The following is a 25,192-nucleotide window of genomic DNA, read 5'->3' on the forward strand; positions in this document are numbered from 1 at the left end:
GAGGAAAGAGTTAGGTCAGCTCGCCTTGGCGAGTGCCAGACCGAGGCGACGAACCTGGCCAGACAGGCTGGCGTCGATCACCTGAGATCCGAGACTCACGACGAAACCGCCGATTAGGGACGGATCCACACTGAGGTCGATGTCGACCTTGTTGGTGCCGGCCATGGCCTGCACCTTTTTGGACAGTGCCGCCTGTTGATCCTCAGTGAGGCTTTGAGCAGAACGGACCTGGGCCAGCGTGATGCCCTGCTGTTCCCGATAAAGCTCGAGGTAGCGAAGCATCACCGCATCGAAAGCAATGAGGCGTTGACGGTCAGCCAGCACCTTCAGCAAATTGAAAACTGAAGGAGTGACATCCTCACCCACAAGCGCCTTGAGAGCTTGCTTCTTGGCGTCCGGCTCAAGCACCGGGGACACCATGGCGTCGCGGAAATCTTCGGAGTCGTTCCAGATCGCAAGCAGTTGCTTGCATTGATCGGCAACGGTTTCAGACTCGCCACGGGCCTCAGTGACCTGAAGCAATGCTTCGGCGTAGGGGGTAGCCAGGGAGTTGAGGAGAGGCATCAGGCGTTCTCCAGATTTTTGATGGTGGAATCGATCAACTTGGCCTGAGCACTGGCATCAAGACGAGCAGGAAGTTCGGCGAGGGCCTTGTCGATTGCAGCCAGGGCAGCCTCACGTCGCAGGCTGTCCTTGATCCGAGCAGCATCGGCCTCGGCATCGGCATCAGCACCGGCCTTGATCGCAGCCATCACGGAGATGGTGCGCTTCTCGCCTTCGGCACGAATGCCTGCGGCGCGGGCCTGACCATCAGCACGAATCTTCTCGGCTTTCTGCTGGGCAGCAGCCAACTCGGACTGAGCCTGGCTCAGGTTTTCGGTGGCGGTCTTCAGGCGGGACTCTGCGTCCTGCAATTCCTGAAGAATGGCGGCGCGGCGGCGTTCCAGGATTCCTCCCAGGAAACCGCGCAGAAACCAAAACAGGAGCCCGATCACAATGACCAGGTTGACCAGATTGGTTTCGAGCGGATTGAGATTGAGGGTCATCACGCGGCCAGCAAACGGTTGATGATCGTGGTGCTCAGCTGATCCACCTGGCCCTTGAGTTGGGTTCGGGCGGACTCACGCTCGGCCTCGATGGCACGACGGCTTTCCTCTTTGGTGCGGTTGGCTTCAGCTTCCGCCTGAGCCAGTGCTTCGCGGTAAAGCCGATCAACTTCTTGTTCCGCCTCAACGATCACGGCCTGAGCGGCCTGGCGGGCACCTTTCAGCTGTTCAGCTAGATCAGCTTCCAGGCGTTCAACCTGAGCAAGCTTCTGCTTGGCATCGGCGCGACTGGTGGAGATGTAGCCCTCACGATCTTCCACGACCTTGCCGACCGGACGGAAGAAGAGGACATTGAGCAGGAAGGTGAGGAGAACCACCTGAACCGCCATCAGCGGAAGGGTGGCATCGAGGTCAAAAAGACCTCCCTCCGGAACACCTGCTTCAGCGAGCAGAAGCCAGGTCATGGAAAGGTGCGCTGGGAAGGTATCGAAACAAGAAGTTCAGGAGGGGGATCAGCGATCCCCCTGCACTGATCAGCCGGCGAAGGGGTTGGCGAACAGAAGCACCAGAGCCACCACCAGGCCGTAGATGGTCAGCGATTCCATGAACGCCAGGGACAGCAGCAGGGTGCCGCGGATCTTGCCTTCGGCTTCGGGCTGACGGGCGATGCCCTCAACAGCGCCGCCGGACGCGGTGCCCTGACCGATACCAGGGCCGATGGCGGCGAGGCCGACTGCCAGGCCAGCAGCCACAACGGAAGCGGCGGAGGTGATGGAATCCATGTTGGGTGGTGTAAGGGGAAGCGCTGGGAAGCGCTGTACGGAATGGACTTGGGGATCGGTTCCCCCCGCGCAGGGACATTCCCGAAGGAACGGGCCCGGGTGCAATGCCGGACCTGCGCGCGGATGTGTTTAGCAGATCGCCGTTCTCGGGCGATAGAGGAGACCGGTTTTTAGTGAGCCTCGTGGAGGCCTTCACCGATGTAGAAGGACGCCAGGGTCGCGAAGATCAAAGCCTGAATGGCACTGGTAAACAGACCCAGAAGCATCACAGGCAGGGGCACGATCAACGGAACCAGGTACACCAGAACTCCCACAGCCAATTCGTCGGCAAGGATGTTTCCGAACAGACGGAAGGAGAGGGAGAGAGGCTTGGTGAATTCCTCGATGATCTTGAACGGGAGCATGATCGGGGTCGGCTCCACGTACAGCTCGAAGAAGCGCAGCCCTTTTCGGCTCAGGCCGGCATAGAAGTACGCCAGGGACACCAGCAGAGCCATCGCCACGGTGGTGTTGATGTCTGCGGTAGGAGCGCCGAGCTCACCCTCAGGGAGTTCGAAGATCTTCCAGGGGATCAGGGCTCCGCCCCAGTTGCTCACGAAGATGAACAAGAACAGGGTGCCGATGAACGGCAGCCAGTCGCGGTAGTACTTCTCGCCGATGTTGTCGCGGGCGATATCGCGAATGAAATTCCAGAGGAATTCGAGCAGGTTCTGCAGACCGATCGGGTCACGCTTCATCCCGCGGGTGCCGACAAGCACCACAGCCAGGAGGATGCCGATCAGGATCCAGGAGCTCAGGAACACCTGACCATGCAGATACAGATCGCCGATCTGCCAGTAAAGGTGGTGACCCACTTCCAGTTCAGCGAACGGGAGTGGTAAGGGCAACAAAGCCATGGGTGCAGAGAAAAGTGCTCAGACTCAGCGGTCGTCGAAGACGTGCTGAAGAATCAGGGCGGGCTTGTAGAGAAGGAATCCCAGGAAGGCCGGCAGCAGATCGAGCTGAGGCAGCTTGGCCGAACCAACCACAAGCAGTGTTGGAACGATGAGCTGAAAACGCCCCAGTCCACGGGACTGGTCACTGAGCCGGGCCACACTGCGAGCCAACAAGCGCACGTACAGAAGTCCGGCGCAGGAGCCCACAAGAACACTGCCGGCCACCGAGAGATTCATGGTGAGAGCCACGATCGGAACCGTGACGAGTGACACCAGAACGGTGGCCAACAGCAGGCGACGTTGAAGACGGTAAAAATCTTCCAAGCGCTGCCTGAAATGGCGCGCGGAATCTATCACGCGTTCGCTGCTGTTATTCCTGCAACAGCAGCAGCTGGCGATCCACAAGATCGCGGATCTGATCCGGAGACGCAAGGGCCCCCAGCCTCTGTTGCGGCTGCTCAGCGACAGTCCGCAGCAGGGAGCGGTCGGCATCCGTGAGCTGAATGGGCTCCATGTTGCGACCAAGAATCGGATCGGGTTCTCCCCAGAGGCAGGGCTGAACCAAACCCCTGACCAGGCCGAGGGCCTCATCACTCCAGCAAGCTCGCTCCACTGGTGCCGCAGAGAGAAAGAACTCGAAGTGGCTGATGTCGGGATCCAGCTGCTCCACAAGCTCCCACTGCTGACGCGGTGGCAAGGCCTGGGCTCGCTCCAGCAGTTCTCCCCGCAGAAGGCGGGATGGATCCCAAACCTCCGGATTGGAGAAGCCGGCGAAATGCAGACCCGCCGTTTCGATGAACGCGAAAAGGCGCTCGAGGTTGTAGCTGGTTTCCTGCGGGTGCAGGTACATGTCCGCGAAATTCGCGTCAGGTGCGCAGTCCACGGCCCAGCGTTCCCGGTGATGACGGGCAAGGCGGTTGCCCTCAGGCAGGGTCTCGAACAGCTCCCGCCCCAGACGCAGGCCCTCCGAGCCTGTGCCGGCATTCAGAAGAATTAGCGCTTTCTGGGTGCGGTGGATCTCCCAGCGACCGGCATCGGCGTAAAGAAAGAGATGCAGCAGACCCGACGGGGCCAGGCGATCCGCCAGGGAGCGCAGCCCCGCTTCCGGCTGATCCAGGTGATGCAACACCCCCACCGAATTGATGTATTCAAACGACCCTTCGTCGGCCAGATCAAGAAGACTGCGCCGCTCCTGACGCAGGGAGGTCACTTGCTCAGGCGCCCCGGAGCGCTGGCAGCGTTCCCGCGCCACCGCCAGAGCCCCGTCACTGATGTCCACCCCGAGCACGTCAGCACCCGGATTGAGATGGCAGAGGTAATCGGTGCTCACCCCGGTTCCGCAACCGGCATCGAGGATCCGCGGCGCCTCCATCCCTGCAGGGATCGAGCCGTGCACAGCGGCCAAAACGCTGCGATAACACCAACGCCAGTTGTATCCAGGTGGCGGCCCGTCTTGCAGTGGATCCCCCGGGAAGGGGAAGCGGTCATAAAACGCACTCACCACGGGAGTCGCAGCATCACTGGGCTTGGGGTGGGTCATGCAGCGCTGATTTCGCGCCTGCGAGCTTTTCACGTCAGACCCGTGGATCCGCTGCAGCACCGCAAGGCCTGCAAACATTTGTTCATGGGGCCACGGAGGGCCATCCCAGCAGCCGTAACGTGGCGCGATCCGGCTTGCTTTCGTCGATGACAGTGACCGCCAGCAGCGGCAGCCCGCGCGTGTCTCCCCAACTGTTCGACACGCTGCCGCTCTCCAGCGTCCGTCAGGCAGAGCAGCAGGACCGTTTCCCAGACAACGGGGAACTGGACAGTCTTGTGACCTTTTTCCGAACCGGTCAGGACCGGATCGAAGCGTCTCGGATCATTGCGGCCAACGCCGAGGCCATCGTGGCCCGCGCCGCCAACAGAATTTTTGTGGGAGGAACGCCCCTCTCCTTCCTTGAAGCACCCCTGACAACGGGCGAAACCGGGCGTTCAACAACTCAGGAAGGCACTCCGCTGGCTGCTGACCAAGCCGCGTTTGAGCAGTCGGTGCGCACCTTCACCGGCGACAGCAACAGCACCAAGCGGGGCAACTTCCTCACCCGCCTGCTGGAAGGAGCTGGTGGCGATGCCGACGTGCGGGTTGTGCTCCCCACTGGTTTCAACGCCATCAGCGTGGCCAAGTACGGCCCGGCCTTCATGCGCAAGTCGGTGCGCGACATGGGTTGGTTCCTGCGCTACGTGGGCTATGCCCTGGTCGCCGGAGACCCCAGCATCCTTGCGGTGAACACCCGCGGCCTGCGGGACATCCTTCTGGAGAACTGCTCTCTGGCGGCCACCAACGTGGCTCTTCAGGAGATGCGGGCTGCTTCAGCGGAACTGCTGCGGGATCGTCCTGAAGCCCGTCAGATGACCATCGACTGCTTCAACGTGCTGTTGCAGGAGCTGGCCATCCCCACCCCCAGCACGAAGCAGCGCCAGGGGAGTGCAGTGCAACAGGGCCTGCAGCTGCCGGCGATCTATGCCCTTGCTTCAGAGGGACGCCAGCTGTTTGAGATGCGTCCCGGTCTGTCCGGAGCAGAAAAAGCAGAAATCATCCGCGCCGCCTACCGCCAGGTGTTTGAGCGCGACATCGCCAAGGGCTACTCCCAGACCCCCTGCGCGGACAAAGCCAGTGCCGTCGCCCAGGGACAGATCTCAATGCGTGAATTCGTTCGCGCCCTCGGCCGAAGCAAGGAATATCGCCAGCAGTTCCACGACGGTTTCGTCAACAGCCGTGTGGTGGAACTGGCTTACCGCCACTTCCTCGGCCGGGGCATCAGCTCCCTCGAGGAATTCCGCAAGTCGTTCGCGATCCTCAGCGACCAGGGCCTCAACGGTCTGGTGGATGTGCTGGTGAATTCCTCGGAATACGCCCAGGCCTTTGGTGAGGAAACCGTTCCCTACCTGCGGGATCTCGGCACTGAAGCTCAGGAGAGCGCCGGTTGGGGCTCCAATCGCAAGCTGTTCAAATTCAGCGCCCCCTTCGATGGCGCGCCGCAATACGTCACCCTCTACGCCTCCTACCGCCAACCCTTTGCCGATCAGCACGTCTACGGCGGCGGCAATGATCCAGTGGCCAACCAGTACGGCGCCATCTTCCCCAGCGGAACCGCTTCGGTGGCCACACGGCCGGCGCCATACGGCTACGACAGCCGCCGACTGCTGGTGAGCAACGGTCTCAACAGCCCCGGACAGCTGGACAGCGCCAGCTTCCGCGGCAGCCGCCCCCGCAAGGTGGGACCACGGGTGGTTCGGCTTCAGCAGATCGCAACCGGGGGAACCGTCAATCCCCGTCGCGGCGGAAACCCCAGCGTTCGTACGACTGAAGCCAGCACCCAAGCCGTGATCAAAGCGGTGTACGTACAGGTGCTGGGCAACGGTGGCTATGCAGGAGAGCGCATGGGTTCAGCCGAAGCTCGTCTCGAGAACGGTGACATCTCCTTGAAAGATTTCGTGCGCGCAGTCGCCCGCTCTGATGCCTTCCGTCGCCGCTACTGGAGTGGCCTTTACATCGTGAAGGCGATCGAAGTGATGCACCGCCGTCTGTTGGGACGTCCCACCTTTGGACGCTGGGAAATTGATGCCCTGTTTGACACCGCTGCCCGCCACGGCTTCTACGGGGTGGTGGACGCCCTGATTGACAGCCGTGAATACAGCGAAGCTTTTGGATCCGACACGGTCCCCTTCGAGCGATTCATCACCCCAGGCGATGTGAACGCCCGTCGTGCGCCCGGCTGGGCCCGCCCGCTCAACCTCGCTGCCGTGGCTGATCTCACCCAGAGCAGCCGCCCGGAAGCGCGGACATCGGAAGGCTTCCGCAGCAGTGGCACGATCACACCGAGGAACCTGGTCGATACCAAGTCGGCGTCCCAAGCAACCTGGACGCCCACAAGTGGAGCCAGCGGTGCCGACTCCCGTTGGCTTTCTGTGGTGCGCCAGCAAAGCCTGGCCTCGAAACAAACCGGCTTCCCGATGCGTCGGGCCAGCGGATCCGAGCCCAGCAAGCTTGATGGCCCCTCATGGACCGTCAAGAGCCGCTCCGTGGCGACCGGCAAGACCCAGGCCCTCTCGACCATGGGGCAGGCACTGGCCAACGCCGATGCCTCTGGATTCCAGCTGCGGGAAGGGCTCCCGGCCATGCTGGAGCTGAAACAGCCCTGCAGCGAGTCTGAACTTCGCACCGTGCTCGATGCGACGTATCGGCAACTGCTGAACCGTGTCCCAACGGAAAGCGAGCGCCTGGTTTCCGCCGAATCACGACTGCGCAATCAGGACATCGACCTGCCTGATTTCATCGCTGAAGTGGCCATGAGCGAAGCGTTCCAGAACCGCATCGCCTCCATGGCTCCGCTTCGGGCCGCATCCGCCGCAGGCCTAGCCCTGCTGGGACGGGCCACCACCCCAGCAGAGACCAGTCGCTTCTTGATCACCCGCGCGCAAGCCGGTCAGGGTGCAGCTGTCACCGAACTGTTGGCGGAACGGATCAGCACAACCGTGCCCCGCATCGACGGCATGTCGACAGCCTCAGGGGTCAGCCAGGCCACCATCCAGCGCACGGCCTCGCTCTACCGCGGCAATGCCGGCCTGAATCCCCCCACGGGCGAAGCGATCTGAGCCAAACGGCCATTTCCCTGACAAACAACCGCCCCAATTGCCAGCGGTTGTTCTCATTGGATCCCGGTGAAGTGCCGCTTCATCGGGATCATTTTCTGCGTCTTGGGAGCCTCTCGAACCATGACGCAAATCGCAGTCATGGCAATGGCTTTCGAGCCACGGTCGATGCCGTGAAGAACTGTTACCCGGGCAAAAATCCCAGGCCGTCGCCAGCGCAGAATGCCTCAGCCGATCCCAACGGAGCGGGGCCACAACGATCAGTGTTGACCGTTGTGAACAAGTCCCACTCCCGACGCTTCGACCCCCTGTCTCAGCCTTTAGTCTGAGACGCGATCCCTCGGGATCACCCCTTATTCACCGGATACCGGTCTCCTACGGGCGGCCGCTTGTTTCGAGGCAGAACTGCATGAGCATCGTCTCCAACTCGATCATCAACGCGGACGCCGAAGCCCGCTACCTCAGCCCTGGCGAACTCGACCAGATCAAAGCCTTCGTCACCGGCGGTCAACGCCGTCTGCGCGTGGCCCAGGTCCTGTGCGAGAGCCGCGAGCGCATCGTCAAGCAGGCTGGTGGTCAGCTGTTCCAGAAGCGTCCCGACGTCATCTCCCCCGGCGGCAACGCCTACGGCGAAGAGATGACCGCCACATGTCTGCGTGACATGGACTACTACCTCCGCCTCGTCACCTATGGCATCGTCGCCGGTGACGTCACTCCGATCGAAGAGATAGGTGTGATCGGCGCGAAAGAGCTCTACCGCTCCCTGGGCACTCCCCTGGAAGCCATGGCAGAAGCCGTGCGCGAGATGAAGATCGTCGCTATGGGCCTTCTCACCGGAGCCGACGCAGAGGAAGCCGGCACCTACTTCGATTACGTGGTTGGCGCCCTCGCCTGAACCGCTCGCTGAATTTCCCTCTCGTCTCCTCACGGATCCATGCAAGACGCCATCACCAACGTCATCAACAATTCGGACGTCCAGGGCCTCTACCTGGACACGGCTTCGATGAGCAGCCTCGAGTCGTATTTCGCCAGTGGTGAACTGCGCGTGCGCGCTGCCGCCACCATCAGCGCTAATGCTTCGGCCATCATCCGCGATGCCGTGGCCAAGGCCCTGCTGTACTCGGACATCACCCGTCCCGGCGGCAACATGTACACCACCCGCCGCTATGCAGCCTGCATCCGCGACCTGGATTACTACCTGCGTTATTCCACCTACGCCATGCTGGCTGGCGACACCTCGATCCTCGACGAGCGTGTTCTGAACGGCCTCAAGGAGACCTACAACTCCCTGGGTGTGCCCATCGGCGCCACCGTTCAGGCCATCCAGGCCATGAAGGAAGTCACCGCAGGACTGGTCGGCCCTGATGCTGGCAAGGAAATGGGTGTCTACTTCGACTACATCTGCTCCGGCCTCGGCAACTGAGCCCCATGCGGTTGTTCAAAGTCACCGCCTGCATTCCCAGCCCTGAAAAGGTTCGGACGCAGCGCGAATTGCAGAACACCTTCTTCACCAAGTGGGTGCCCTACGACAGCTGGTTCGCTGAACAGCAGCGCATCCAAAAGCAGGGTGGCCGCATCATCAAGGTGGAGCTCTGCACCGGGGGTCAGCAGGTCAACGTCGGAAACTGAACTCCGCTCCAAAGCAAATTCCGAGCCCGGTTCAACACCGGGCTTTTTCATTGGCCATCAACTCTGGAGGATCTGCGCCACCAAGGCATCGAGATCCTGAAGAACAGCGGCATCTCCCTCCCCCAACCAGAGCACATACTCGTGGTTGCCGGCAGGCCCAGTGATCGGCGAAGCCACCAAGCCCTGGGGCTGCCAACCCGATTCTGCTGCCGCTGCAATCACGGATTCAATGGCATCCCGGTGGGCCGCGGGATCACGCACCACGCCCCCCTTGCCGACGCGGCTCTTGCCCACCTCAAACTGCGGCTTCACCAGCACCAGCGCATCGGTGTCGGGACCCCGCAACAATCGGCGCAACGCCGGAAGAATCAGCCGCAAGGAAATAAACGACACGTCAGTGACCGCCAAACTGGGCCAGGGGTCGTCGGCCCCATAGAGATCGTCGGGCTGGAGATGGCGCAGGTTGGTGCGTTCCCGCAGCACAACCCGTTCGTCGGTTCGCAGGCTCCAAGCCGTTTGGCCATAGCCCACATCAACGCCATAAACACGGGTAGCGCCATGCTGCAGCAGGCAATCGGTGAAGCCGCCGGTGGAGATGCCGCCATCCAGGCAGACGCGCCCCTCAACCACTACAGGGAAAGCCTTCAAGCCCGCCAACAGTTTTTCACCCCCTCGAGAGACGAAGCGGGGGGGCTGCTCCACCCGCAGTTCTCGCTCCGGCGTCACCTCCGTTCCGGGCTTGTCCAACAGGGTGCCGGCGCCATCGCGCACCTTTCCAGCACGAATCAATTGCTGCGCCTGTTGGCGTGAACTGACCAATCCACGGGTCAGGAGTTCCAGATCAAGACGCTGTTTGGACGCCATTGCGACATAAAAGCAGACCGATCCCGAAGAAAACCGGCGATCCAGTGGCTGGAGCCAGTTCTGCCTGGAGGATTTCCTCAATTCGCCCCGAGGGACGTGTCCAACCACCGCCCCCAACCCGCCAAGGTGGTGCCGCTGTTGCAGCCGGGCAGCTTTGTGCGGCTCGACAACCAGCCCTGCGACCTGCCGCCCTTCCAGGTTCTTCACTGCCGCGGCGGACGCTGCTGGGTGCGCCAGCAATCCTGGGGATCCCACGTGCAATGGGAAGTTGAGCATGAGCGCTTGAACGTTGCATAAGCGAAACGGCTGCTCACCAAGTCCTGCAAAGACTCCCAGCCAACACTTCTGTTCAATCAGTGCCTTGGCAAGGCAACCATTTCACGGCTCAATGGAGCATTGACGCTGTTTGAGCAAACGTTTGGGTCAAGCGACAGCCCTCCAAAGATCTTCGAGACGACGGGGACAACAAGAGGCTCGGAAGTCGACCCTGATCGAGCGGCTGCTGCCCTTGCCGTGGCAGCTCTGGCCAGCAGAGGCTCGTCTGCTGATGGGGCTGGCGGGCTTTTGGAGTGTGGCAGGGCTGGTGGTGTTGGCGTCCGCCAGTTGGTGGGTGGCCCTGCGGGAAATGGGCGATGGCGGTTTCTATCTGAAACGGCAGGCGATCTGGCTGATGTTCAGCTGGAGTTTGCTCAGCATCACGATCTCCACCAACCTGCGGCGCTGGCTGCGCTGGTCAGGCCCAGGGCTGTGGATGGGCTGCCTGCTGATCGCCGCCACCCTGGTGATGGGCACCACGGTGAACGGCGCCAGCCGCTGGCTGGTGCTGGGTCCGCTGCAGATGCAGCCCTCGGAGCTGGTGAAGCCCTTTGTGGTGCTGCAGGCCGCCAACCTGTTCGCCCCCTGGAGCCGGCTGAGCCTCGACCAGAAGCTGCTTTGGCTGGGGAGCTTCGGCGGGCTGCTGCTGCTGATCCTCAAGCAACCCAACCTCTCCACAGCGGCCCTGATGGGACTCACCCTCTGGATGGTGGCCCTGGCGGCCGGACTGCGCTGGCGCAGCCTCCTGGGCACCGCCCTGGCGGGATCGCTGCTGGGCACCGCCAGCATCTTGATCAATGAATACCAACGGATCCGGGTGGTGTCGTTTCTGGATCCCTGGAACGACCCGATGGGGGATGGCTACCAGCTGGTGCAGAGCCTGCTGGCGATCGGATCCGGCGGTTGGATGGGTCAGGGCTATGGCCTTTCCACCCAGAAGCTCCAATACCTGCCGATCCAGAGCACCGACTTCATCTACGCGGTTTTCGCCGAAGAATTTGGATTCGTGGGTTCAGTGCTGCTGCTGCTGTTCCTGATGCTGGTGGCCTGGGTGGGGCTGCGGGTGGCCCTGCGCTGCCGAAGCAACCAGGCCCGGCTCGTGGCCATCGGCTGCACCACAATCCTGGTGGGCCAGTCGATCCTGAACATCGCAGTGGCCTCTGGGGCAATGCCCACCACCGGTCTGCCACTGCCTTTGATCAGCTACGGCGGCAACTCGCTGATGTCGAGCCTGGTGATCCTGGGTCTGCTGATCCGCTGTTCACTGGAATCCACCGGCTTGATCGGGGGACGATCCAACGGGCGCCAACGGTCGTTGCGTCAACGCTGAACCTGGCCTGACGACCGGCGTGCCTGGATAGGCTTTGCACACTAAAGGGCACCTGTGGATCTGCTGCTGCTCTCCGATTTGGCCCAGAGCAGCGAGCAGCTGCTGCAGCGCGCCCTGGCGGATCCAGGCCCACTGACGCTGGCACTGGTGTTCGGTGGCGGCGCCCTCACCAGTCTTGGGCCGTGTTCCCTGTCCTTGCTGCCGGTGACGCTGGCCTACCTGGCGGGCTTTGACGATGGCCAACCGGCCTGGCAGCGCAGCCTCGCCTTTTGCGGCGGCATCGTCGGTGCCCTGGTGGTGCTGGGAAGCATCAGCGGACTGCTGGGCCGGATCTACGGCCAGGTGCCGGCACTGATCCCCACATTGGTGGCGATCCTGGCGGTAGCGATGGGGCTCAACCTGCTGGGGGTGCTTCGGATTCCACTGCCCAGCGGTCCAGACCCGGAGCAATGGCGTCAGAAGGTGCCGGCCCCGCTGGCGCCGGTTGCAGCAGGACTGGCCTTCGGGCTGGCGGCCTCACCCTGCACCACCCCCGTGTTGGCGGTGCTGCTGGGCTGGATTGCCCAGAGCGGACGTCCCCTGGCAGGGGTGGCCCTGCTCAGCAGCTTCGGCTTCGGCCAGGTGCTGCCCCTGCTGCTGGCGGGCACCTTTGCAGCAGCCATCCCCAAACTGCTCGCCCTGCGGGGCATCAGCCGCTGGGTGCCGCCAGTCAGTGGAGTGGTGCTGCTCACCAGCGGCCTACTCACCCTGCTGGCCCGCTGGAGCTGATGGGAATGACGAGCGGGATGGCCCCACTGAAACGCCTGGCCGCCTGGCTCAGCGATCTGCGGCTGGCGATCGTGCTGCTGCTGCTGATTGCCCTGGCCAGTGCCGTGGGCACCAGCATCCCCCAGGGGGATCCGCCCTCCAGCTACATCGATGCCTACGCCGATACCCCCTGGCTGGGGCTGCTCCACGGCGAACAGGTGCTGCAGTTGCAGCTCGATCATGTGTATTCCAGCGGCTGGTTTCTGGCCCTGTTGGCCTGGCTGGGTCTCGCCCTGATCCTCTGCAGTTGGCGCCGTCAGTGGCCAGCGCTGATGGCGGCCCGGCGCTGGATCGACTACCGCACCACACGCCAGCTGAGCAAATTGGCCATCGCCGAAAGCCAGCCCTGCGCTGACCCCAGCCGGGCTCTGACGCAGCTGGAGACGGTGCTGCGGGCCGGCGGATGGGAGGTGCAACGCAAGCCACAACGGCTGGCGGCCCGACGCGGCGCCATTGGCCGGGTGGGGCCCTTGCTCGTGCACACCGGCCTGGTGCTGCTGATGCTTGGCGCGGCCTGGGGGGCGCTGGCGGGGAACCGCTTGGAGCGCTTCCTGGCCCCCGGCCGCAGCCTCGATCTCCTGGATCGCGATGGCACAACCCAACTGACGATCACCCTGGACCGCTTCGCCATTGATCGGGATCCGGCGGGCCGAACGGAACAGTTCCGCTCCGCTCTGCAGCTGCAGGGCCCCCGCCAAAGCATGGATGCCGAGATCAGCGTGAATCACCCGCTGCGGCACCGGGGCATCACCATTTACCAGGCCGATTGGTCACTGGCGACGATCAGCTTGCAGATCGGGCGTAGCCCCGTGCTGGAGCTGCCGCTACAGACCTATCCGGAGCTGGGTGATCAGATCTGGGGCCTGGTGCTACCGACACGCCCCGATGGAGCCGAACCGGTGTTTCTGAGCCTGGAGAGCGAACAGGGGCCCGCCACGGTGTTCGATGCGGACGGTCAACAGCTCGCCCGACTGCGACCGGGTGGTCCCGCCGCTGAGGTGAAGGGCTTGCCGATGCGGGTGGACGCGGTGCTGCCGGCCAGCGGACTTTTGCTCAAGCGGGATCCAGGAGTACCGCTGGTGTACCTGGGCTTCGCAGTGCTGCTGGTGGGCGGTGGGTTGAGCCTCGTGGCCACCCGGCAGCTGTGGGCCATCGCAGCCGATGGAACCCTCAGCGTGGGTGGCCTCTGCAACCGCAACCTCGCCGCCTTCGCCACTGAATTGCCTCAGTTGGTGCAGCAAGGGGTGGTCGATCAGCAGGGCTGACGGGTGCCGTGACTCACCCGCACCACGGTGTGCACGTTGCCACGGGGGTTGAAATCGGCTTCCAGCTGCATCCACACCGGATCAGTGGCCGCCACCAGATCATCAAGGATGCGGTTGGTGACCTCCTCATGGGAGATCGACTGGTCGCGGTAGCTGTTCACATACAGCTTGATCGCCTTCAGCTCCACCACCCGCGGCCCGGGTTGATAGATCAGGCGCAGCACCGCGAAATCGGGATAGCCGGAGAAGGGGCATTTGCAGGTGAATTCCGGCAGCTCGATCGACACCTCGTAGGGGCGCCCAGGCCGGGGGTTGTCGAAGCAGATCAGCTCGGCTTCGGCGATGGCGCGTTCGCCGTAGAGGGGGGTCTGGGTCAAAGGGCTGTAGGGGCCAGTTCTGATCAGCGACCCTAGGAAGTCAAGCTTCGGCAGCGTTCTGTAACAGCGGCCACGCACGGCTCTGAGAACCGCGGCATCCTTGAAACGAGATCCGTACTCCCCCCATGAAAAAGGTCGAAGCAATCATTCGTCCTTTCAAGCTGGAAGACGTCAAGGTGGCGCTGGTTGAGGCAGGCATCATCGGCATGACGGTGAGCGAGGTGCGGGGCTTCGGCCGCCAGAAAGGTCAGGTGGAGCGCTACCGCGGCTCGGAATTCACCGTTGAATTTCTGCAGAAACTGAAGATTGAAGTGGTGGTCGAGGACGACCGCGTCGAAGAGGTGGTTAAGTCGATCGCCGATGCCGCCCGCACCGGTGAAATCGGTGACGGCAAGATCTTCATCAGCCCTGTGGAATCAGTGGTTCGCATCCGCACCGGCGACCGCGACAGCACGGCTCTCTGAGCTCAGAACGCCAGATCACTGTTCAGGATTTGCCCGGTCCCCATCGGTTCCGGGCCAGTGAATTCTTAGGAGCAATTTTGAGAGCTCAACACTGAACATCCAGGGGCGGGTTCCAAGACAAGGCAGATCCCAAGAGGAACTCGACTCATTGAGGCCCAGCGCTGAGAGCAAGTCGCGCGGAGGCGGCCCCATAGATTTGTTGGGTTGTTCAACCGAGCGCGCCGGTGATTGAGCGTTACACCCTTCCTGAGATGGGAGCCGTCTGGAGTGAGCAGGCGAAATTCCAGAGCTGGCTTGATGTGGAGATCGCTGCCACCGAAGCCAACTGCAGGCTCGGTCGCGTGCCCCAAGAGGCTCTCGACACCATCAAGGCGAAGGCCAGATTCGAGGTGGAGCGCATCCTCGAAATCGAAGCCGAGGTGCGCCACGACGTGATCGCCTTCCTCACCAACGTGAATGAGCACGTTGGTGATGCCGGACGTCACATCCATGTGGGCATGACCAGCAGCGACGTGCTGGACACGGGCGTGGCCCTGCAGCTGAAACGTTCCGTGGCCCTGCTGCGCACCGAACTCGATGCCCTGGCCGATGCCCTGCGCGAACTGGCCCGAGCCCACAAGGGCACCGAAATGATCGGCCGCTCCCATGCCATCCACGGCGAACCGATCACCTTCGGGTTCAAGGTGGCCGGCTGGCTGGCGGAAACCGAGCGGAACCGCATCCGGCTGGAACGGCTTGAGCAGGATGTGGCCGTGGGCCAGGTGAGCGGCGCCATGGGCACCTATGCCAACACCGATCCCCAGGTGGAATCCATCGCCTGCGAGATCCTCGGGCTGACTCCCGACACCGCCAGCACCCAGGTGATCTCCCGCGATCGCCATGCCGACTACGTGCAGACCCTCGCCCTGGTGGGCGCCTCCCTGGAGCGCTTCTCCACCGAGATTCGCAACCTCCAACGCACCGACGTGCTGGAAGTGGAGGAGAACTTCGCCAAGGGGCAGAAGGGCAGCTCCGCCATGCCCCACAAGCGCAACCCGATCCGCAGTGAGCGGATCAGCGGTCTGGCCCGGGTGCTGCGCAGCTACACCATTGCTGCCCTTGAGAACGTGGCCCTCTGGCACGAGCGCGACATCAGCCACAGCTCCACGGAGCGCATGATGCTTCCCGACTGCTCGGTGACCCTGCACTTCATGCTGCGGGAGATGACCAGCGTGGTGAAGGGTCTTGGGATCTACCCCGAGAACATGCGCCGCAACATGAATGTGTACGGCGGTGTGGTGTTCAGCCAACGGGTGCTACTCGCTCTGGTGGGAACCGGCATGAGCCGAGAGGAGGCTTACCGGGTCGTTCAACGCAACGCCCACACGGCCTGGAACACCGCCGGCGGCGACTTCCGCGCCAACCTTGAAGCGGATGGTGATGTGACCAGCAGACTCAGCGCGGCGGAGCTGGCCGACTGCTTTAGCACCGCATTGCATCAGGAGAATCTGGGCGTGATCTGGGAGCGGCTGGGAATCTGATCCAGGCACTGGCCCAGCGTCTGCTGGGGCTGGGCCGGGGAGCTGGTGATTTCGAGGATGCGACCACAGGCCTGAGGCTGCTCCAAAGCATCCAGGCAGACCTGTGCCACAAGGCGGCGAGGAATGCTGTTGCTCTGCTGTTGATCGGCGTCGGTCACCAGCACTCCCTCCGTGGTGCTGCGGGTGTCGTCCTCACTCAGGCCTCCAGGCCGGATCACGGTCCAATCAAGACCGCTGCGCTCCAGGCAGCGCTCCCCAACCCGCTTCCAAACCAGGATCAGGCCGAACAGATTGAGGGGATGCAGCCAACGGCCAGCACAGAGGGAGCTCACCAGCACCACGCGCTTCAGCCCCAGAGAGCGGCAGGCCTGCACCTGAGCCTGCACGCCCCAGGCGTCCACCTGCAAGGGACCAGCCAGATTGATCGAAGGGCGAGCACCCGTGGCGATCACCAATGCCGTGCAGCCCTGCAGCGCATGGAGCAACGCTTCCGCCGAGTCCAGCTCCAGACGACGCACCTCCAGGCGCCCCTCCTGCTCGGCCTGGGCCAGGGCAGAGGGCAGCACGGAAGCCGGCCGAACAATGGCTCGGACCGATCGACCACGCTTGAGCGCCTCCTCCACCACGCGCCATCCGGTTTTGCCGGAGGCGCCAGACACCGCGAGTTGCGTCATCCCATCAGACCTGATCTGCGCACCAGTCAACAGGCAAAAGGAAACACCAGACCGGGCAGAATCGACACGACACCCCCAACCGCATGAGCACGGACCAACTCCGGCAATTTTTTGCTCACATCTCCAGAGATCCTTCGCTCAGGGAGCAAGTGCTGCAAGCCGTGAGCGCCGATGCTGCGGCCCTGATTGCCCAAGAACTGGGTTATGAGGTCTCCGGAGATGAACTGCTGCGGTTCTCCGGCAAGAGTTCCTCCGGCGTCAGCGTCACCAAGATTCAGCACCCCGGGGAATATCACTAAAGGGACTGGAGCACTGCGTTCAGACCTGTCGAGCCCCCGAAACGTATGAGGACTCGCATACAAGACTGGAATTTGCCCTCCAGCTGAGCCAGAACCGAAGGGCTTGCATTCCTTCTGATGGCACGCCTTCTTCAGCTTTTGCAAGGGTCCAGCAACAACGCCGATCTGGCGGCATGGACGGCCGTGATCTTTGCCTCGATCACAGCGCTGGTGATCTGGGGACTCCTCAATGCCTACCCAAACTTGCTCTAAACATCAAAAACTAACGGTACGGATCCTGCTCATAGACGTTCAGACGCAAGGTGGGTCCGAGATAACGGATGGGGTCCTCACCATCCGCCATGAGTTCTGTTGACCATTGATAAATACTGGACTGAGGATTAAAGCCACGGAACACAACATTCACGGTGTGCCCCGGCTCAATCGCTGGATTGAATTCGATGTTCAAATCCTCTTCAGGGCCTGAGACAACAGCCCTGGCCAATCCTCTTGTTCCTTTGCCGCGAAGGAAATAATCGCCGAGATAAACCCGAGGGTCCAGGCGGCCCCAATCCCACTGATCAAGATTGGGCAACTGCCGCAAAACAATCGCGCCCAAGGAATTACCAGCATCCTCAGGAACCACAACCGAAATTGTGGTGCGATTGCGCAAGCCTTCAGTTGATTCAGGGTTATGAATCATCACCCGGGTTGGTGGACGATCAAACAACGATTGTGCGAACGATGAGGGCGCCTGCAGCCACATCAGTGGAGCCCACAAAAGCATCGCAATCCACCGGTGCTTCACCCGATTGTTCCAACGAATCAATCAACCCTAGCCCGATCAAACAAAACAACATCTCAGGCGGAAGCTCCATCCTTCGACGGGAATCAGCAATGCCTGGCCAGCAAGGATTCGACCATGCCGGACTGGCTCTGCAGCGCATAGGCCTCCACTTCACGCTGGCGCTGCAGCGGCCCGAGCGACTGGGTCACCGTGAGCACGTGGGCAGCCGTTGAACGGTCGAGATGATGCGCCAAAAACCGATCGACCTGCGCGGAGCTGAAACCACCCTGCGCCTGCAGCATCAAGCTGATCGTGGAAGACGACGGCGTCTCCAAACCATCCAGACAATCTTGAACGACGTGGATGGCCTCATGGGTCAGAACATCCAACTGAAGCCCTGGCTGATCGCGCAGCCCCTGCGACAAACAGAGACGGTTCACGCCCATGTTGTAAGCGGCACGCTCGAGCCCGGGGCCGCACCGCTCGAGCCGATCGATCACAACACCAAGCTGCTCAAGCCGATCAATCAACCGATCCGTGCGCCCCGAAAGCGAAGTCGCTCGAGCAGGGGTTGCCCAGGCCGCCAGCAAGGCAAAAGCGAGAAACAGACGAGCAAACGCGAGACACATCAGACGCAAGCTGAGCCTACGCTTGCGTGCGGCTCCGCCTTCAGACTTTCAGCAGTTTCAAGAGTGCTGTGCCGTTCAAACTGCGTCTGAGCGCATCGGAATGGCGGTTTGCCCTGACGTCATTTGCAGCAAAGGTGAGTTTGTTCTGGTTATCCGAATTGGTGATCTGCCAATGGGATCAGGAACGCTGGGTTTGCAATGTTGTGGGGAAAGGTTTTATCCCCTGCCTGATCACATTCGCACTAATGGATCTTCTGGTGATCCCACAGATCAGGCGCTTAAGAAACCGCTGAAATTCACAATCTTGGCCTGAGGGGAGGGCCAATCACCTCCATCAATCGATGTTTACAGGCCCAGGCCTAGCAGTGATCAAAACCGCAGACCATGAGCTTCGCGGAGCTGCTCCTTACTGACCAAACAAGTGCCCAGATCAGGATTGGTTGCACCTGGTCGGTACTCAGCGTTCTTCAGAAACTCAGTTGACTTACCCCGCAGCCAGAGCAGCTGCCCTGTGGAAGCGTCACGCTTGCAACTCACCCACTCGTCAGAACGAGCATCCGGAGCACAAGTCAGCAGCACCCCAACAGCAATCAACCAAACAGCCCGGAGTGGGAAAAACATCTGGCTTCAAAATCCTTGTTAAGAGGCCAGCAACTCAAGCCAGAACAATGCAATGAGCGCAGTGGCTCCCAACGCCAAAGCGAACCATTGGTCTTTGAGGGTGCGGACCACGTTGCATCAGCTGTTGCCCTAATAAAACGAGCTTTCAGCCAGAAGCCAACCTCAGCTAATCCTCTCTCGACCAACCGATGTCACCATCAGGATGCGTCTTTTTCTGAAGCGCATCTAGCGGGACGCGGTTCCATGTCGGCGCCAAACTGATCACATGGCTCAAAAACCCTGGTTCCAAGCCAACATCCACGCCCCCGGCACAGGCTTCGCCTTGCTGGTCATTGCGTTTTGCTTGCTGCTCCAGACCATCCCTTCAGCGATCTGCGTGTTGACCCCCAGGACTGGTTGGGATCCACCGTTGTCTCCGGAGAGGGTCAGGTATTGCAAGGGCGGCTGACCATGAACCCCCTAAGCGCCTGAACACTAAAAAGGGCGACCTCTGAGATCGCCCGTCCTGAAATGTTTGAGGGGGCCTTCCAGCCCCCGTGAGTCAATTGGGTGATATCACTGAAACAAGCCCAGTCAGCGCAACAAGTTCCAGCTACAACCCATACCAGCACAGTAGTTCTGAGTAGTTGTCAGTTGCGGAGGAGAGTCAACGAGAGTAGTTTTATCCCGAGATTTATCCCGAACCTTGGCCCGGCAGCCCAAGAAGCAGCCATGGGAGAGATCACTGCAAGCCTCTGCGCACTGGCGTGGATGGGGACTGTCTGAGCACTACGGGAAGGTGCGGCTAAAGCTCCAGTTCCCTGCGGATGCGGGCATAGCCAACGCATCAGCAACGCTTCCATACCCCTGGGAAGCAAACAGCATTCAGCCTGTCCAGGGACTACTGACGCGCATCTATGGCCCAGTCATGGAGGGCGGCGTCACGTTGCAGACAGCCATCGCCGACGCGCTCGCCATCAGCGACCACAAGAGCCAGGAGGTTGTGACGCCATGGCCGGGCATCGTGGCCGCCTTCCGCGAGCACAAGCTCACACTCGACAACCGCATCGCCCCCAAGACATTCGAGGCCAGCTACGAGCGATACCTGAATGTGGCCCTGCTACACCTCGACGGGCGGAATGCCGCCCAGACAGGGAAGGCGCTGATGGAGAAGGTTCTGACCCATCAACGGGTCAACCAAAAGCCAGGCAAGAAAAGCGGCGAGGCTCTCAAGCCTTGGGTCGAAATGCCGAAGTCACGGTTGGAGTGCTGCCTGGCACTGAAGAAATTTCTGGAATACGCCGTCGCTGAACACCGGCAACCCCAGGCGTTCCTGGTGCCCGAGAAGGACTACCTGAAGATCCGGGGCGCTGATGCCAAGAGCAGGAAGAAAGCCGTCCTCACAGATGCCGAGGTGCTGGAGCTGATCCGGCTGCTCCCAGAGACGTGGGGCAACGTCATCAAGATCTGCCGGGTGTATGGCGTCCGCGCCTGGGAGGTGGCGTTCATCACCCGAGCCACCAACGACGACAGCGAACCCCAGCTCCGCGTCACGAAGGGCAAGACCTACAACACCCGCGGGGGAGTGAAAGAAGAAACCGATCCCCGCTGGCTGGAGGCCGTGGCTGTCGACAACAGCACCTTCGACCTGGTGGGGAACTGGGACCAGCTCAAGCTGCCCCCCACCGTGTCCGGGAAGACCCTCGGAGCCGTCCTGCGGCGTCTGCCCTACTGGCAGCAACTGATGGCCGAATACGAAGCCCGAGGTGAGTGGCTCCGGCCGTACTCACTGCGGGACACGTTCTCCGTCAGGGCTCACGGGATCGTGAAGGACGACACCCTGATCGCTGCAGCCATGGGGCACACGGTGGAGGTTCATCACCGCAGTTACCGCACATCAGAGTGGCGAAGTGTACGGAAAGCCTTCGCGGAGGCGAGCTGATTAAGCTGCTCCTGCTGGCTTATATCGCCTAAAAACAATCTTCCTACCGGCTCGCTTTAAAGACGATCAGCTTCTTCTGAATCGGGTTAACCCTGATCACTTCAGCTTTAAGGAAAGGACAGGTTATGGAAAGCAACTTGAGCAGTTCTTTACTCCATGACGGGAGTTCATTATTTGCAGCCACCATTGGAAGTCTCAAGAGAAAAGTACTTCTGGCCCAGAGATGGTGGACCTAATCAATTAATACCACCTCCAAAAAACTGGTGGGGCTGGGTTGTCAGAGAATCCTTTGAATATCCCCATACCAATAAAGCCACGAACCCAAAATGTGTTCTAAATCACTGAAAGACCTCAACCCTGAGGCCAACTCGTTGTCAGCTCGGCACCCAAAACATCAAGGCCGTGGCTGGCCAAGCCGAAAAGAAGAACTATCCCGAGGGTTAAAAGCGACATATTGAATAGTCGTCGCGCTCGACGTTTGGCCGAGCGTTGCCTGGAGAGTAAATACATCAACTCCACTTTATAGGGCGTGTGTCGCATGGCTGTACCTCAATTGGTGCCGGTGGATGTGAGATCCAGCGGCTCGCCACCATTTCCGACAGACATCTCCGATTGCCTGACTGCTGATGTCTCCCTTTCCGCGAGGACTAGGGAATACATGAGCCTCAGCTTCGCCTCGGCCCAAGCTTTCGAATACAGCCAGCGTGCCGCATCAAACGTGGACCACTCGTTGCTTGGATCCGCTGCCGAGCAGGTGAATTTGTTCTCCGTCATCGAGAGCCTCGATGTCCATTTACGTCTTACAGGCGATCTCAAAGACCCTGCAACCAAGACGGCATGAACATCCGATTAAGCCTTGATCATGCTGACTCAAAGCAGGCATGATCCGCTTTTAACGCGTATCTCAATCTGCTCGAGAAGCGGCGCCCAGCCACCTATTCATACGTTGACCTTTTTGCGGCTTGCGGTTGCAGGGCAACGTCTTCAGCCAGTTGATGCAGTCCCGATTCATTGATGTGACGCGCGAGACACGAGTTGAGAGTGGCTAACGGTTATGACTTTCATGAGCGGGTCCCACAAGAGGGTGGCGGTCTTGGCTCGGGCGATCTGTCTGCACCTCGGATCGCCTTGTCTTGGACTTGTGGATGTCACGCAGGAGACGCGTGAAAAACAAGTTGGACTGTTAAACATCCGACGAGACGACCTTTGACGAGGGGGACGGCTCGGGTGATCTGTCTCTCTCGCAAGCGGATCACCCTGTCGTGAATTGGGCGGGTCCTACTTCAAGCAATAGGAAGGCGACAGCGCACCAGTCCAAACGGCCTAAATCGCTGAGTCAGCAGCAGATGCAGCAACAGCAGTAGTCAGTTGTTCCAACGTGCTGCAAGCGACAACGAAGGCTGAGTCCTCAACCCAAGATGTGCCTAAAGGCGACATCTCCATGGCATCCACGTTCTTCCACGTTCATCACGAGTTCCGAGCAGGCAAAGCTCAGCAGTGGTGGGAGACGGCACAAGCAGCCATGGCTCCAGGTGGTGGCTGGGATGAGGCGGTAGCCAAAAACCTAGAAGCGGGCTTCTACAACCATTCGTTCTGTCCCATTGGCCCAGAAGGCCCTGCCTTTTGCATCTGGGAAGTCCGCGAGGGAATCACAGCAGAGGAATTCCAGGAATTCATTGACGGCCCCAATGGCGTGAACTTCGGATTGGGGGCATGGATGAACATCTGCAGGGAGATCAACGTTGAGATGGCAGGTAACCCTCCATACCCAAGAAAGTTCTGAGTCACCTCACTGGCGGGGGGCAGCGCCTCCAGCCCGTCTTCTGCATCGTCTGCCAAGCCTCAACGGCGTTGTGCCTCAGCAACCGCCGCCGAGTCATCGGCTCAGGCGGGCGGGGCGGAACGTAGCTGTAGGTCCTGATGGCGACCCATTGCGCATGCACGGTCGCCGTGTCGGGCTTGAAGTGACAGAGCTTTTGCTGCTGTTCGGAATACAGCCACCCCTCACCACCAGCCTTCTGTGGCGCCTCGTGAAAGCTGCGGTCCTTGTTGGGCATGAAGATGGTCTAACCACCTATTCCCAGCCCTCGAAGCATGGGTAAGAAAACCAACAAACTGAAAAAGGCAAAGGATCTGACTGGACTTGAATCAGCTCAGCGCAGACGATTCCTTCGTTCCGAACAAGACTCAGCCAATCAGGAGTCCAGCTCGGTCCTGCTGTGGCATAAGACCTACATCAAGAGGATTCGGCAGCGGTTTGGCCTGAGCAAGTACCAAATGCTCTGGCTCTCCTTCGGCAAGGGCCTAGCAGTTGGATACGCCCTGGCGTTACTTCTTCACCGTTGAGATGAAGAGGATGAGCTGGTCTCTTGAGGCTGGCTAATTGCGTGATGTCAGCCCCCTCTATCGGTGGGGCTGACTTCCAACAGCCGTTACCGAATCAAAGATGCGGGACTACGGAACCGCGAGGAGAAACTTGTTCGCCCCGAGCGATGCGGTCCGCTCCATAACGCTGACGAGGCGTTGTGCAATCAAGTGCAATGCACTGAATTTTTCCCGTTATTGGAAGACGGGCTTAAACGCAGAAAGCCAGCCCAATCACGCTTGCCGTGTACTCGGACTGGATTGTCTGCCAGCTACGGGTCGCTCTCCCGTGCTGCCGCGATAACTCACTCAGCCGTAAGAGGAAGTGTCGCAGGTCTCCTTGATAGGGAATCGCTCGTGCTTTCGCACACCATTTTTCGGAGACCTTTGGGATCAAGGATTTCTTCCATGAAAGTCTTATAAGCCCGTAGCGTGAGCTACAGAGAATCGGGATGTGAGCCGTTATTGCTACTGACCCAACGCCTTAGGAGAGACATCTCAGAGCCAGACAAGTAAGGCGCTAGCTTTCCTCAGCCAGCTCAATCACGTTCCGCAGCGTCACCCACTGCAGCTCAGTCCACGGTGGCGGCCCCCATTGCGGCAGGTCCAGATAACTGTTGGCGACATCGGTCCAATTCCCACTCGGCTTCGGCCAGCTCTCATAGTCCGCACCCCACAGCGGGGAATTGCCACAGCACTCCGTATGGGCCTGAACGTGTTGCCTAAGCGTTGGCCGCCTCTTCGGAGCCATATCCAAATACGTCGCCCTTAGATCTGGTCCTGACCGCAGATACGCACTTAGTTCGCCCGCTTGCAGCAGCCTCCTGAGCGTTGTCGTTGTCCTAAAGCCCAGTTGGGCGCTGGCCTGACGCAAGTTGACAATCGCCATCGCAAAACAAGGTGTGCAATCAAAAAATTTCGCTGCCTAGGCAATCAACGCGCCTTTAGATGACCGTCATTGATTTGGGCCAGAAGTACCTTGCTCGCGCCAATAGCGCCGTGACTGCGGACTGCTCAAGGAGTCATCGGCAGGGTTAGGCACCCTCGGGCAATCGTCATCAATAAGCTGCACTGTTGACACTGATAGTTATTACTAAGTCTATGTCTATTGAAATGGCTGATTGACCAGAGCTAGTGGTGAGTTGTCGTTGGAAATAAGACATGACATCAGAAGCAACAGCACTACAAATGGCGCTGCCTCTGTTCAACACCAAGATCACAAGTCACAAGTGCAAGCACTGCGGAGGTAGTGGTTACAAGAAGAGCAGATATGACGGCTACATGCACGTCTGCAGCTACTGCAGCGGAACGGGCAGAAAGCTTGTCCTGACTCGGAAGTACGACATAAAAAAAGGGCCAACCCCCAACAGGTGACCCTCATCTGTTCCAAGCTAATTATGGCAAAAAAATAGGGCCAGCCCGACGCTGACCCCAAGTGCAATGTCCTTACAAAGATTAGGACATCTTGGCGAAAAGCTTCTTGTGATAATCAACCACATCCTGACAGCCGATAACAGGAGTGAAGTCCATTTCAATGCCGAACTGAGCACGCCATGGAGCGAAGTGCTCAAAGATTTGAGCATCACTTTCAGCTTTGAAGAGGATGGTCACTCGGCCAGCACCAGGGGCGTGGACTCGGAACAACATTTCAAAGCCGTCAAAGTTGTCTAGCTTTGCCATTTCGCCTGAATCCCACAGCTCACAGAAGCTCTTGTAAGCAGCCAGTTGACCTTCAATCTCAGGAAAAACGCAATCCGCGAGATACATCTGCATGGGAGCCCAAAAGAAAGGGAAAACCTGATTTAGGCCATCCCCAAGATTTCCCACTGTTCGCGTGAACACTTTTAGAGGGTCGGCTTATGCGATTGCATCCTGCATCGCAGTACAGGGGGGCCAAAGAGGAAGGCCGCCCCTCCCGGTGGAGAGACGGCCTAGCTCGCTCGTTTATG

General features: G+C 60.4%; 30 protein-coding genes. 16 read left to right on the forward strand and 14 right to left on the reverse strand.

Translation table 11 applies throughout. The features are described from left to right. Window positions 1–15: 15 nt before the first annotated feature. From atpH to DXY04_RS08090, 7 genes are all read right to left on the reverse strand, one after another. Entirely contained in the window at window positions 16–564 is a 549-nt protein-coding gene (atpH, locus tag DXY04_RS08060; protein WP_011365132.1) for an ATP synthase F1 subunit delta, read from the reverse strand. Next, the gene (locus DXY04_RS08065) at window positions 564–1,046 is read right to left on the reverse strand and encodes a F0F1 ATP synthase subunit B (protein WP_115161672.1); all 483 of its coding nucleotides are present in this window, start codon (window positions 1,044–1,046) and stop codon (window positions 564–566) included. The genes atpH and DXY04_RS08065 overlap by 1 nt, the downstream gene beginning before the upstream one ends. Next, a complete protein-coding gene (locus DXY04_RS08070) occupies window positions 1,046–1,510 on the reverse strand; it encodes a F0F1 ATP synthase subunit B' (protein ID WP_006851720.1) in 465 nt (154 codons plus the stop codon). Before DXY04_RS08070 ends, DXY04_RS08065 begins: the two co-directional genes overlap by 1 nt. Window positions 1,511–1,579: 69 nt before the next feature. After that, window positions 1,580–1,828, reverse strand: a complete 249-nt coding sequence (atpE, locus tag DXY04_RS08075) for an ATP synthase F0 subunit C (protein WP_006851467.1) — start codon at window positions 1,826–1,828, stop codon at window positions 1,580–1,582. 170 nt (window positions 1,829–1,998) lie between these two features. After that, complete coding sequence (gene atpB / locus DXY04_RS08080; RefSeq protein ID WP_006852023.1) at window positions 1,999–2,724, reverse strand: F0F1 ATP synthase subunit A; 726 nt, start codon at window positions 2,722–2,724, stop codon at window positions 1,999–2,001. Window positions 2,725–2,748: 24 nt separating this feature from the next. Continuing rightward, a complete protein-coding gene (locus tag DXY04_RS08085) occupies window positions 2,749–3,087 on the reverse strand; it encodes a hypothetical protein (protein WP_114989508.1) in 339 nt (112 codons plus the stop codon). A 46-nt stretch (window positions 3,088–3,133) separates the two neighbouring features. After that, the gene (locus DXY04_RS08090) at window positions 3,134–4,303 is read right to left on the reverse strand and encodes a bifunctional 2-polyprenyl-6-hydroxyphenol methylase/3-demethylubiquinol 3-O-methyltransferase UbiG (RefSeq protein WP_115161702.1); all 1,170 of its coding nucleotides are present in this window, start codon (window positions 4,301–4,303) and stop codon (window positions 3,134–3,136) included. Window positions 4,304–4,449: 146 nt separating this feature from the next. Between DXY04_RS08090 and DXY04_RS08095 the strand changes: the two genes are divergently transcribed. The 4 genes from DXY04_RS08095 (at window position 4,450) to DXY04_RS08110 (ending at window position 9,027) form a co-directional block, all read left to right on the forward strand. Continuing rightward, the gene (locus DXY04_RS08095; RefSeq protein ID WP_115161673.1) at window positions 4,450–7,401 is read left to right on the forward strand and encodes a phycobilisome rod-core linker polypeptide; all 2,952 of its coding nucleotides are present in this window, start codon (window positions 4,450–4,452) and stop codon (window positions 7,399–7,401) included. A 406-nt stretch (window positions 7,402–7,807) separates the two neighbouring features. Then, complete coding sequence (locus DXY04_RS08100) at window positions 7,808–8,293, forward strand: allophycocyanin (protein WP_114989510.1); 486 nt, start codon at window positions 7,808–7,810, stop codon at window positions 8,291–8,293. Between the two features lie 39 nt (window positions 8,294–8,332). Continuing rightward, on the forward strand, window positions 8,333–8,821 hold the full coding sequence (apcB, locus tag DXY04_RS08105) for an allophycocyanin subunit beta (RefSeq protein ID WP_115161674.1): 489 nt from the start codon (window positions 8,333–8,335) through the stop codon (window positions 8,819–8,821). Between the two features lie 5 nt (window positions 8,822–8,826). Then, the gene (locus DXY04_RS08110) at window positions 8,827–9,027 is read left to right on the forward strand and encodes a phycobilisome linker polypeptide (RefSeq protein ID WP_006851140.1); all 201 of its coding nucleotides are present in this window, start codon (window positions 8,827–8,829) and stop codon (window positions 9,025–9,027) included. 57 nt (window positions 9,028–9,084) lie between these two features. Here DXY04_RS08110 and DXY04_RS08115 read toward each other — a convergent pair whose 3' ends face one another. Then, window positions 9,085–9,891 (reverse strand): TlyA family RNA methyltransferase, encoded by an 807-nt coding sequence (locus tag DXY04_RS08115; protein WP_115161675.1) that lies wholly within the window; start codon window positions 9,889–9,891, stop codon window positions 9,085–9,087. A gap of 96 nt (window positions 9,892–9,987) precedes the next feature. Between DXY04_RS08115 and DXY04_RS08120 the strand changes: the two genes are divergently transcribed. From DXY04_RS08120 to DXY04_RS08135, 4 genes are all read left to right on the forward strand, one after another. Continuing rightward, window positions 9,988–10,188, forward strand: coding sequence for a hypothetical protein (locus DXY04_RS08120; protein ID WP_114989513.1), 201 nt, complete (start codon window positions 9,988–9,990; stop codon window positions 10,186–10,188). Window positions 10,189–10,297: 109 nt separating this feature from the next. Then, a complete protein-coding gene (locus DXY04_RS08125; protein ID WP_371634529.1) occupies window positions 10,298–11,536 on the forward strand; it encodes an FtsW/RodA/SpoVE family cell cycle protein in 1,239 nt (412 codons plus the stop codon). A gap of 54 nt (window positions 11,537–11,590) precedes the next feature. Further along, window positions 11,591–12,304, forward strand: a complete 714-nt coding sequence (locus DXY04_RS08130) for a cytochrome c biogenesis CcdA family protein (protein ID WP_115161677.1) — start codon at window positions 11,591–11,593, stop codon at window positions 12,302–12,304. Between the two features lie 5 nt (window positions 12,305–12,309). Beyond that, window positions 12,310–13,608, forward strand: coding sequence for a cytochrome c biogenesis protein ResB (locus DXY04_RS08135; RefSeq protein WP_115161703.1), 1,299 nt, complete (start codon window positions 12,310–12,312; stop codon window positions 13,606–13,608). Here the strand turns inward: DXY04_RS08135 and queF are convergent. After that, on the reverse strand, window positions 13,596–13,985 hold the full coding sequence (gene queF, locus DXY04_RS08140) for a preQ(1) synthase (RefSeq protein WP_006851779.1): 390 nt from the start codon (window positions 13,983–13,985) through the stop codon (window positions 13,596–13,598). The two genes, DXY04_RS08135 and queF, sit on opposite strands and share 13 nt — an antisense overlap. A 125-nt stretch (window positions 13,986–14,110) precedes the next feature. Here queF and DXY04_RS08145 point away from each other — a divergent pair, with 125 nt between their 5' ends. Together DXY04_RS08145 and purB are read left to right on the forward strand one after the other, a co-directional pair. Continuing rightward, the gene (locus DXY04_RS08145; RefSeq protein ID WP_006851285.1) at window positions 14,111–14,449 is read left to right on the forward strand and encodes a P-II family nitrogen regulator; all 339 of its coding nucleotides are present in this window, start codon (window positions 14,111–14,113) and stop codon (window positions 14,447–14,449) included. A gap of 224 nt (window positions 14,450–14,673) precedes the next feature. Next, on the forward strand, window positions 14,674–15,969 hold the full coding sequence (gene purB, locus DXY04_RS08150; RefSeq protein WP_115161678.1) for an adenylosuccinate lyase: 1,296 nt from the start codon (window positions 14,674–14,676) through the stop codon (window positions 15,967–15,969). Here the strand turns inward: purB and DXY04_RS08155 are convergent. After that, on the reverse strand, window positions 15,927–16,643 hold the full coding sequence (locus DXY04_RS08155) for an SDR family oxidoreductase (protein WP_115161679.1): 717 nt from the start codon (window positions 16,641–16,643) through the stop codon (window positions 15,927–15,929). The two genes, purB and DXY04_RS08155, sit on opposite strands and share 43 nt — an antisense overlap. A gap of 83 nt (window positions 16,644–16,726) precedes the next feature. On the opposite strand from DXY04_RS08155, the gene DXY04_RS08160 reads away from it, so the two are divergent. Continuing rightward, window positions 16,727–16,942 carry a Nif11-like leader peptide family natural product precursor gene (locus tag DXY04_RS08160; protein WP_115081034.1) on the forward strand — a complete coding sequence of 72 codons (216 nt, stop codon included), beginning with the start codon at window positions 16,727–16,729 and terminating at the stop codon, window positions 16,940–16,942. Between the two features lie 117 nt (window positions 16,943–17,059). Further along, the gene (locus DXY04_RS12545) at window positions 17,060–17,194 is read left to right on the forward strand and encodes a hypothetical protein (protein WP_255441776.1); all 135 of its coding nucleotides are present in this window, start codon (window positions 17,060–17,062) and stop codon (window positions 17,192–17,194) included. A gap of 10 nt (window positions 17,195–17,204) precedes the next feature. On the opposite strand, the gene DXY04_RS08165 is transcribed toward DXY04_RS12545, so the two are convergent. Beyond that, window positions 17,205–17,687 (reverse strand): DUF2808 domain-containing protein, encoded by a 483-nt coding sequence (locus DXY04_RS08165; protein WP_244278626.1) that lies wholly within the window; start codon window positions 17,685–17,687, stop codon window positions 17,205–17,207. Between the two features lie 125 nt (window positions 17,688–17,812). Beyond that, the gene (locus DXY04_RS08170) at window positions 17,813–18,337 is read right to left on the reverse strand and encodes a hypothetical protein (protein ID WP_115161681.1); all 525 of its coding nucleotides are present in this window, start codon (window positions 18,335–18,337) and stop codon (window positions 17,813–17,815) included. A 1,528-nt stretch (window positions 18,338–19,865) separates the two neighbouring features. On the opposite strand from DXY04_RS08170, the gene DXY04_RS08185 reads away from it, so the two are divergent. The 3 genes from DXY04_RS08185 (at window position 19,866) to DXY04_RS08195 (ending at window position 22,662) form a co-directional block, all read left to right on the forward strand. After that, entirely contained in the window at window positions 19,866–20,879 is a 1,014-nt protein-coding gene (locus tag DXY04_RS08185) for a hypothetical protein (protein WP_115161683.1), read from the forward strand. Window positions 20,880–21,537: 658 nt separating this feature from the next. Next, on the forward strand, window positions 21,538–21,720 hold the full coding sequence (locus tag DXY04_RS12365) for a hypothetical protein (protein WP_206749655.1): 183 nt from the start codon (window positions 21,538–21,540) through the stop codon (window positions 21,718–21,720). A 600-nt stretch (window positions 21,721–22,320) separates the two neighbouring features. Continuing rightward, entirely contained in the window at window positions 22,321–22,662 is a 342-nt protein-coding gene (locus DXY04_RS08195; protein WP_115161705.1) for a hypothetical protein, read from the forward strand. Between the two features lies 1 nt (window position 22,663). Here the strand turns inward: DXY04_RS08195 and DXY04_RS08200 are convergent, their stop codons facing one another. Next, entirely contained in the window at window positions 22,664–22,936 is a 273-nt protein-coding gene (locus DXY04_RS08200; protein WP_115161684.1) for a DUF1651 domain-containing protein, read from the reverse strand. 37 nt (window positions 22,937–22,973) lie between these two features. Between DXY04_RS08200 and DXY04_RS08205 the strand changes: the two genes are divergently transcribed. Beyond that, the gene (locus DXY04_RS08205; RefSeq protein WP_115161685.1) at window positions 22,974–23,225 is read left to right on the forward strand and encodes a hypothetical protein; all 252 of its coding nucleotides are present in this window, start codon (window positions 22,974–22,976) and stop codon (window positions 23,223–23,225) included. 1,473 nt (window positions 23,226–24,698) lie between these two features. On the opposite strand, the gene DXY04_RS08215 is transcribed toward DXY04_RS08205, so the two are convergent. Beyond that, window positions 24,699–25,016: a DUF3303 domain-containing protein gene (locus DXY04_RS08215; protein WP_011364204.1), complete on the reverse strand. Its 318-nt coding sequence runs from the start codon at window positions 25,014–25,016 to the stop codon at window positions 24,699–24,701. Window positions 25,017–25,192 lie beyond the last annotated feature (176 nt).

Origin of the sequence: Synechococcus sp. UW86 (genome assembly GCF_900474085.1) — a bacterium.
In the GTDB taxonomy this organism is placed as follows: domain Bacteria; phylum Cyanobacteriota; class Cyanobacteriia; order PCC-6307; family Cyanobiaceae; genus Parasynechococcus.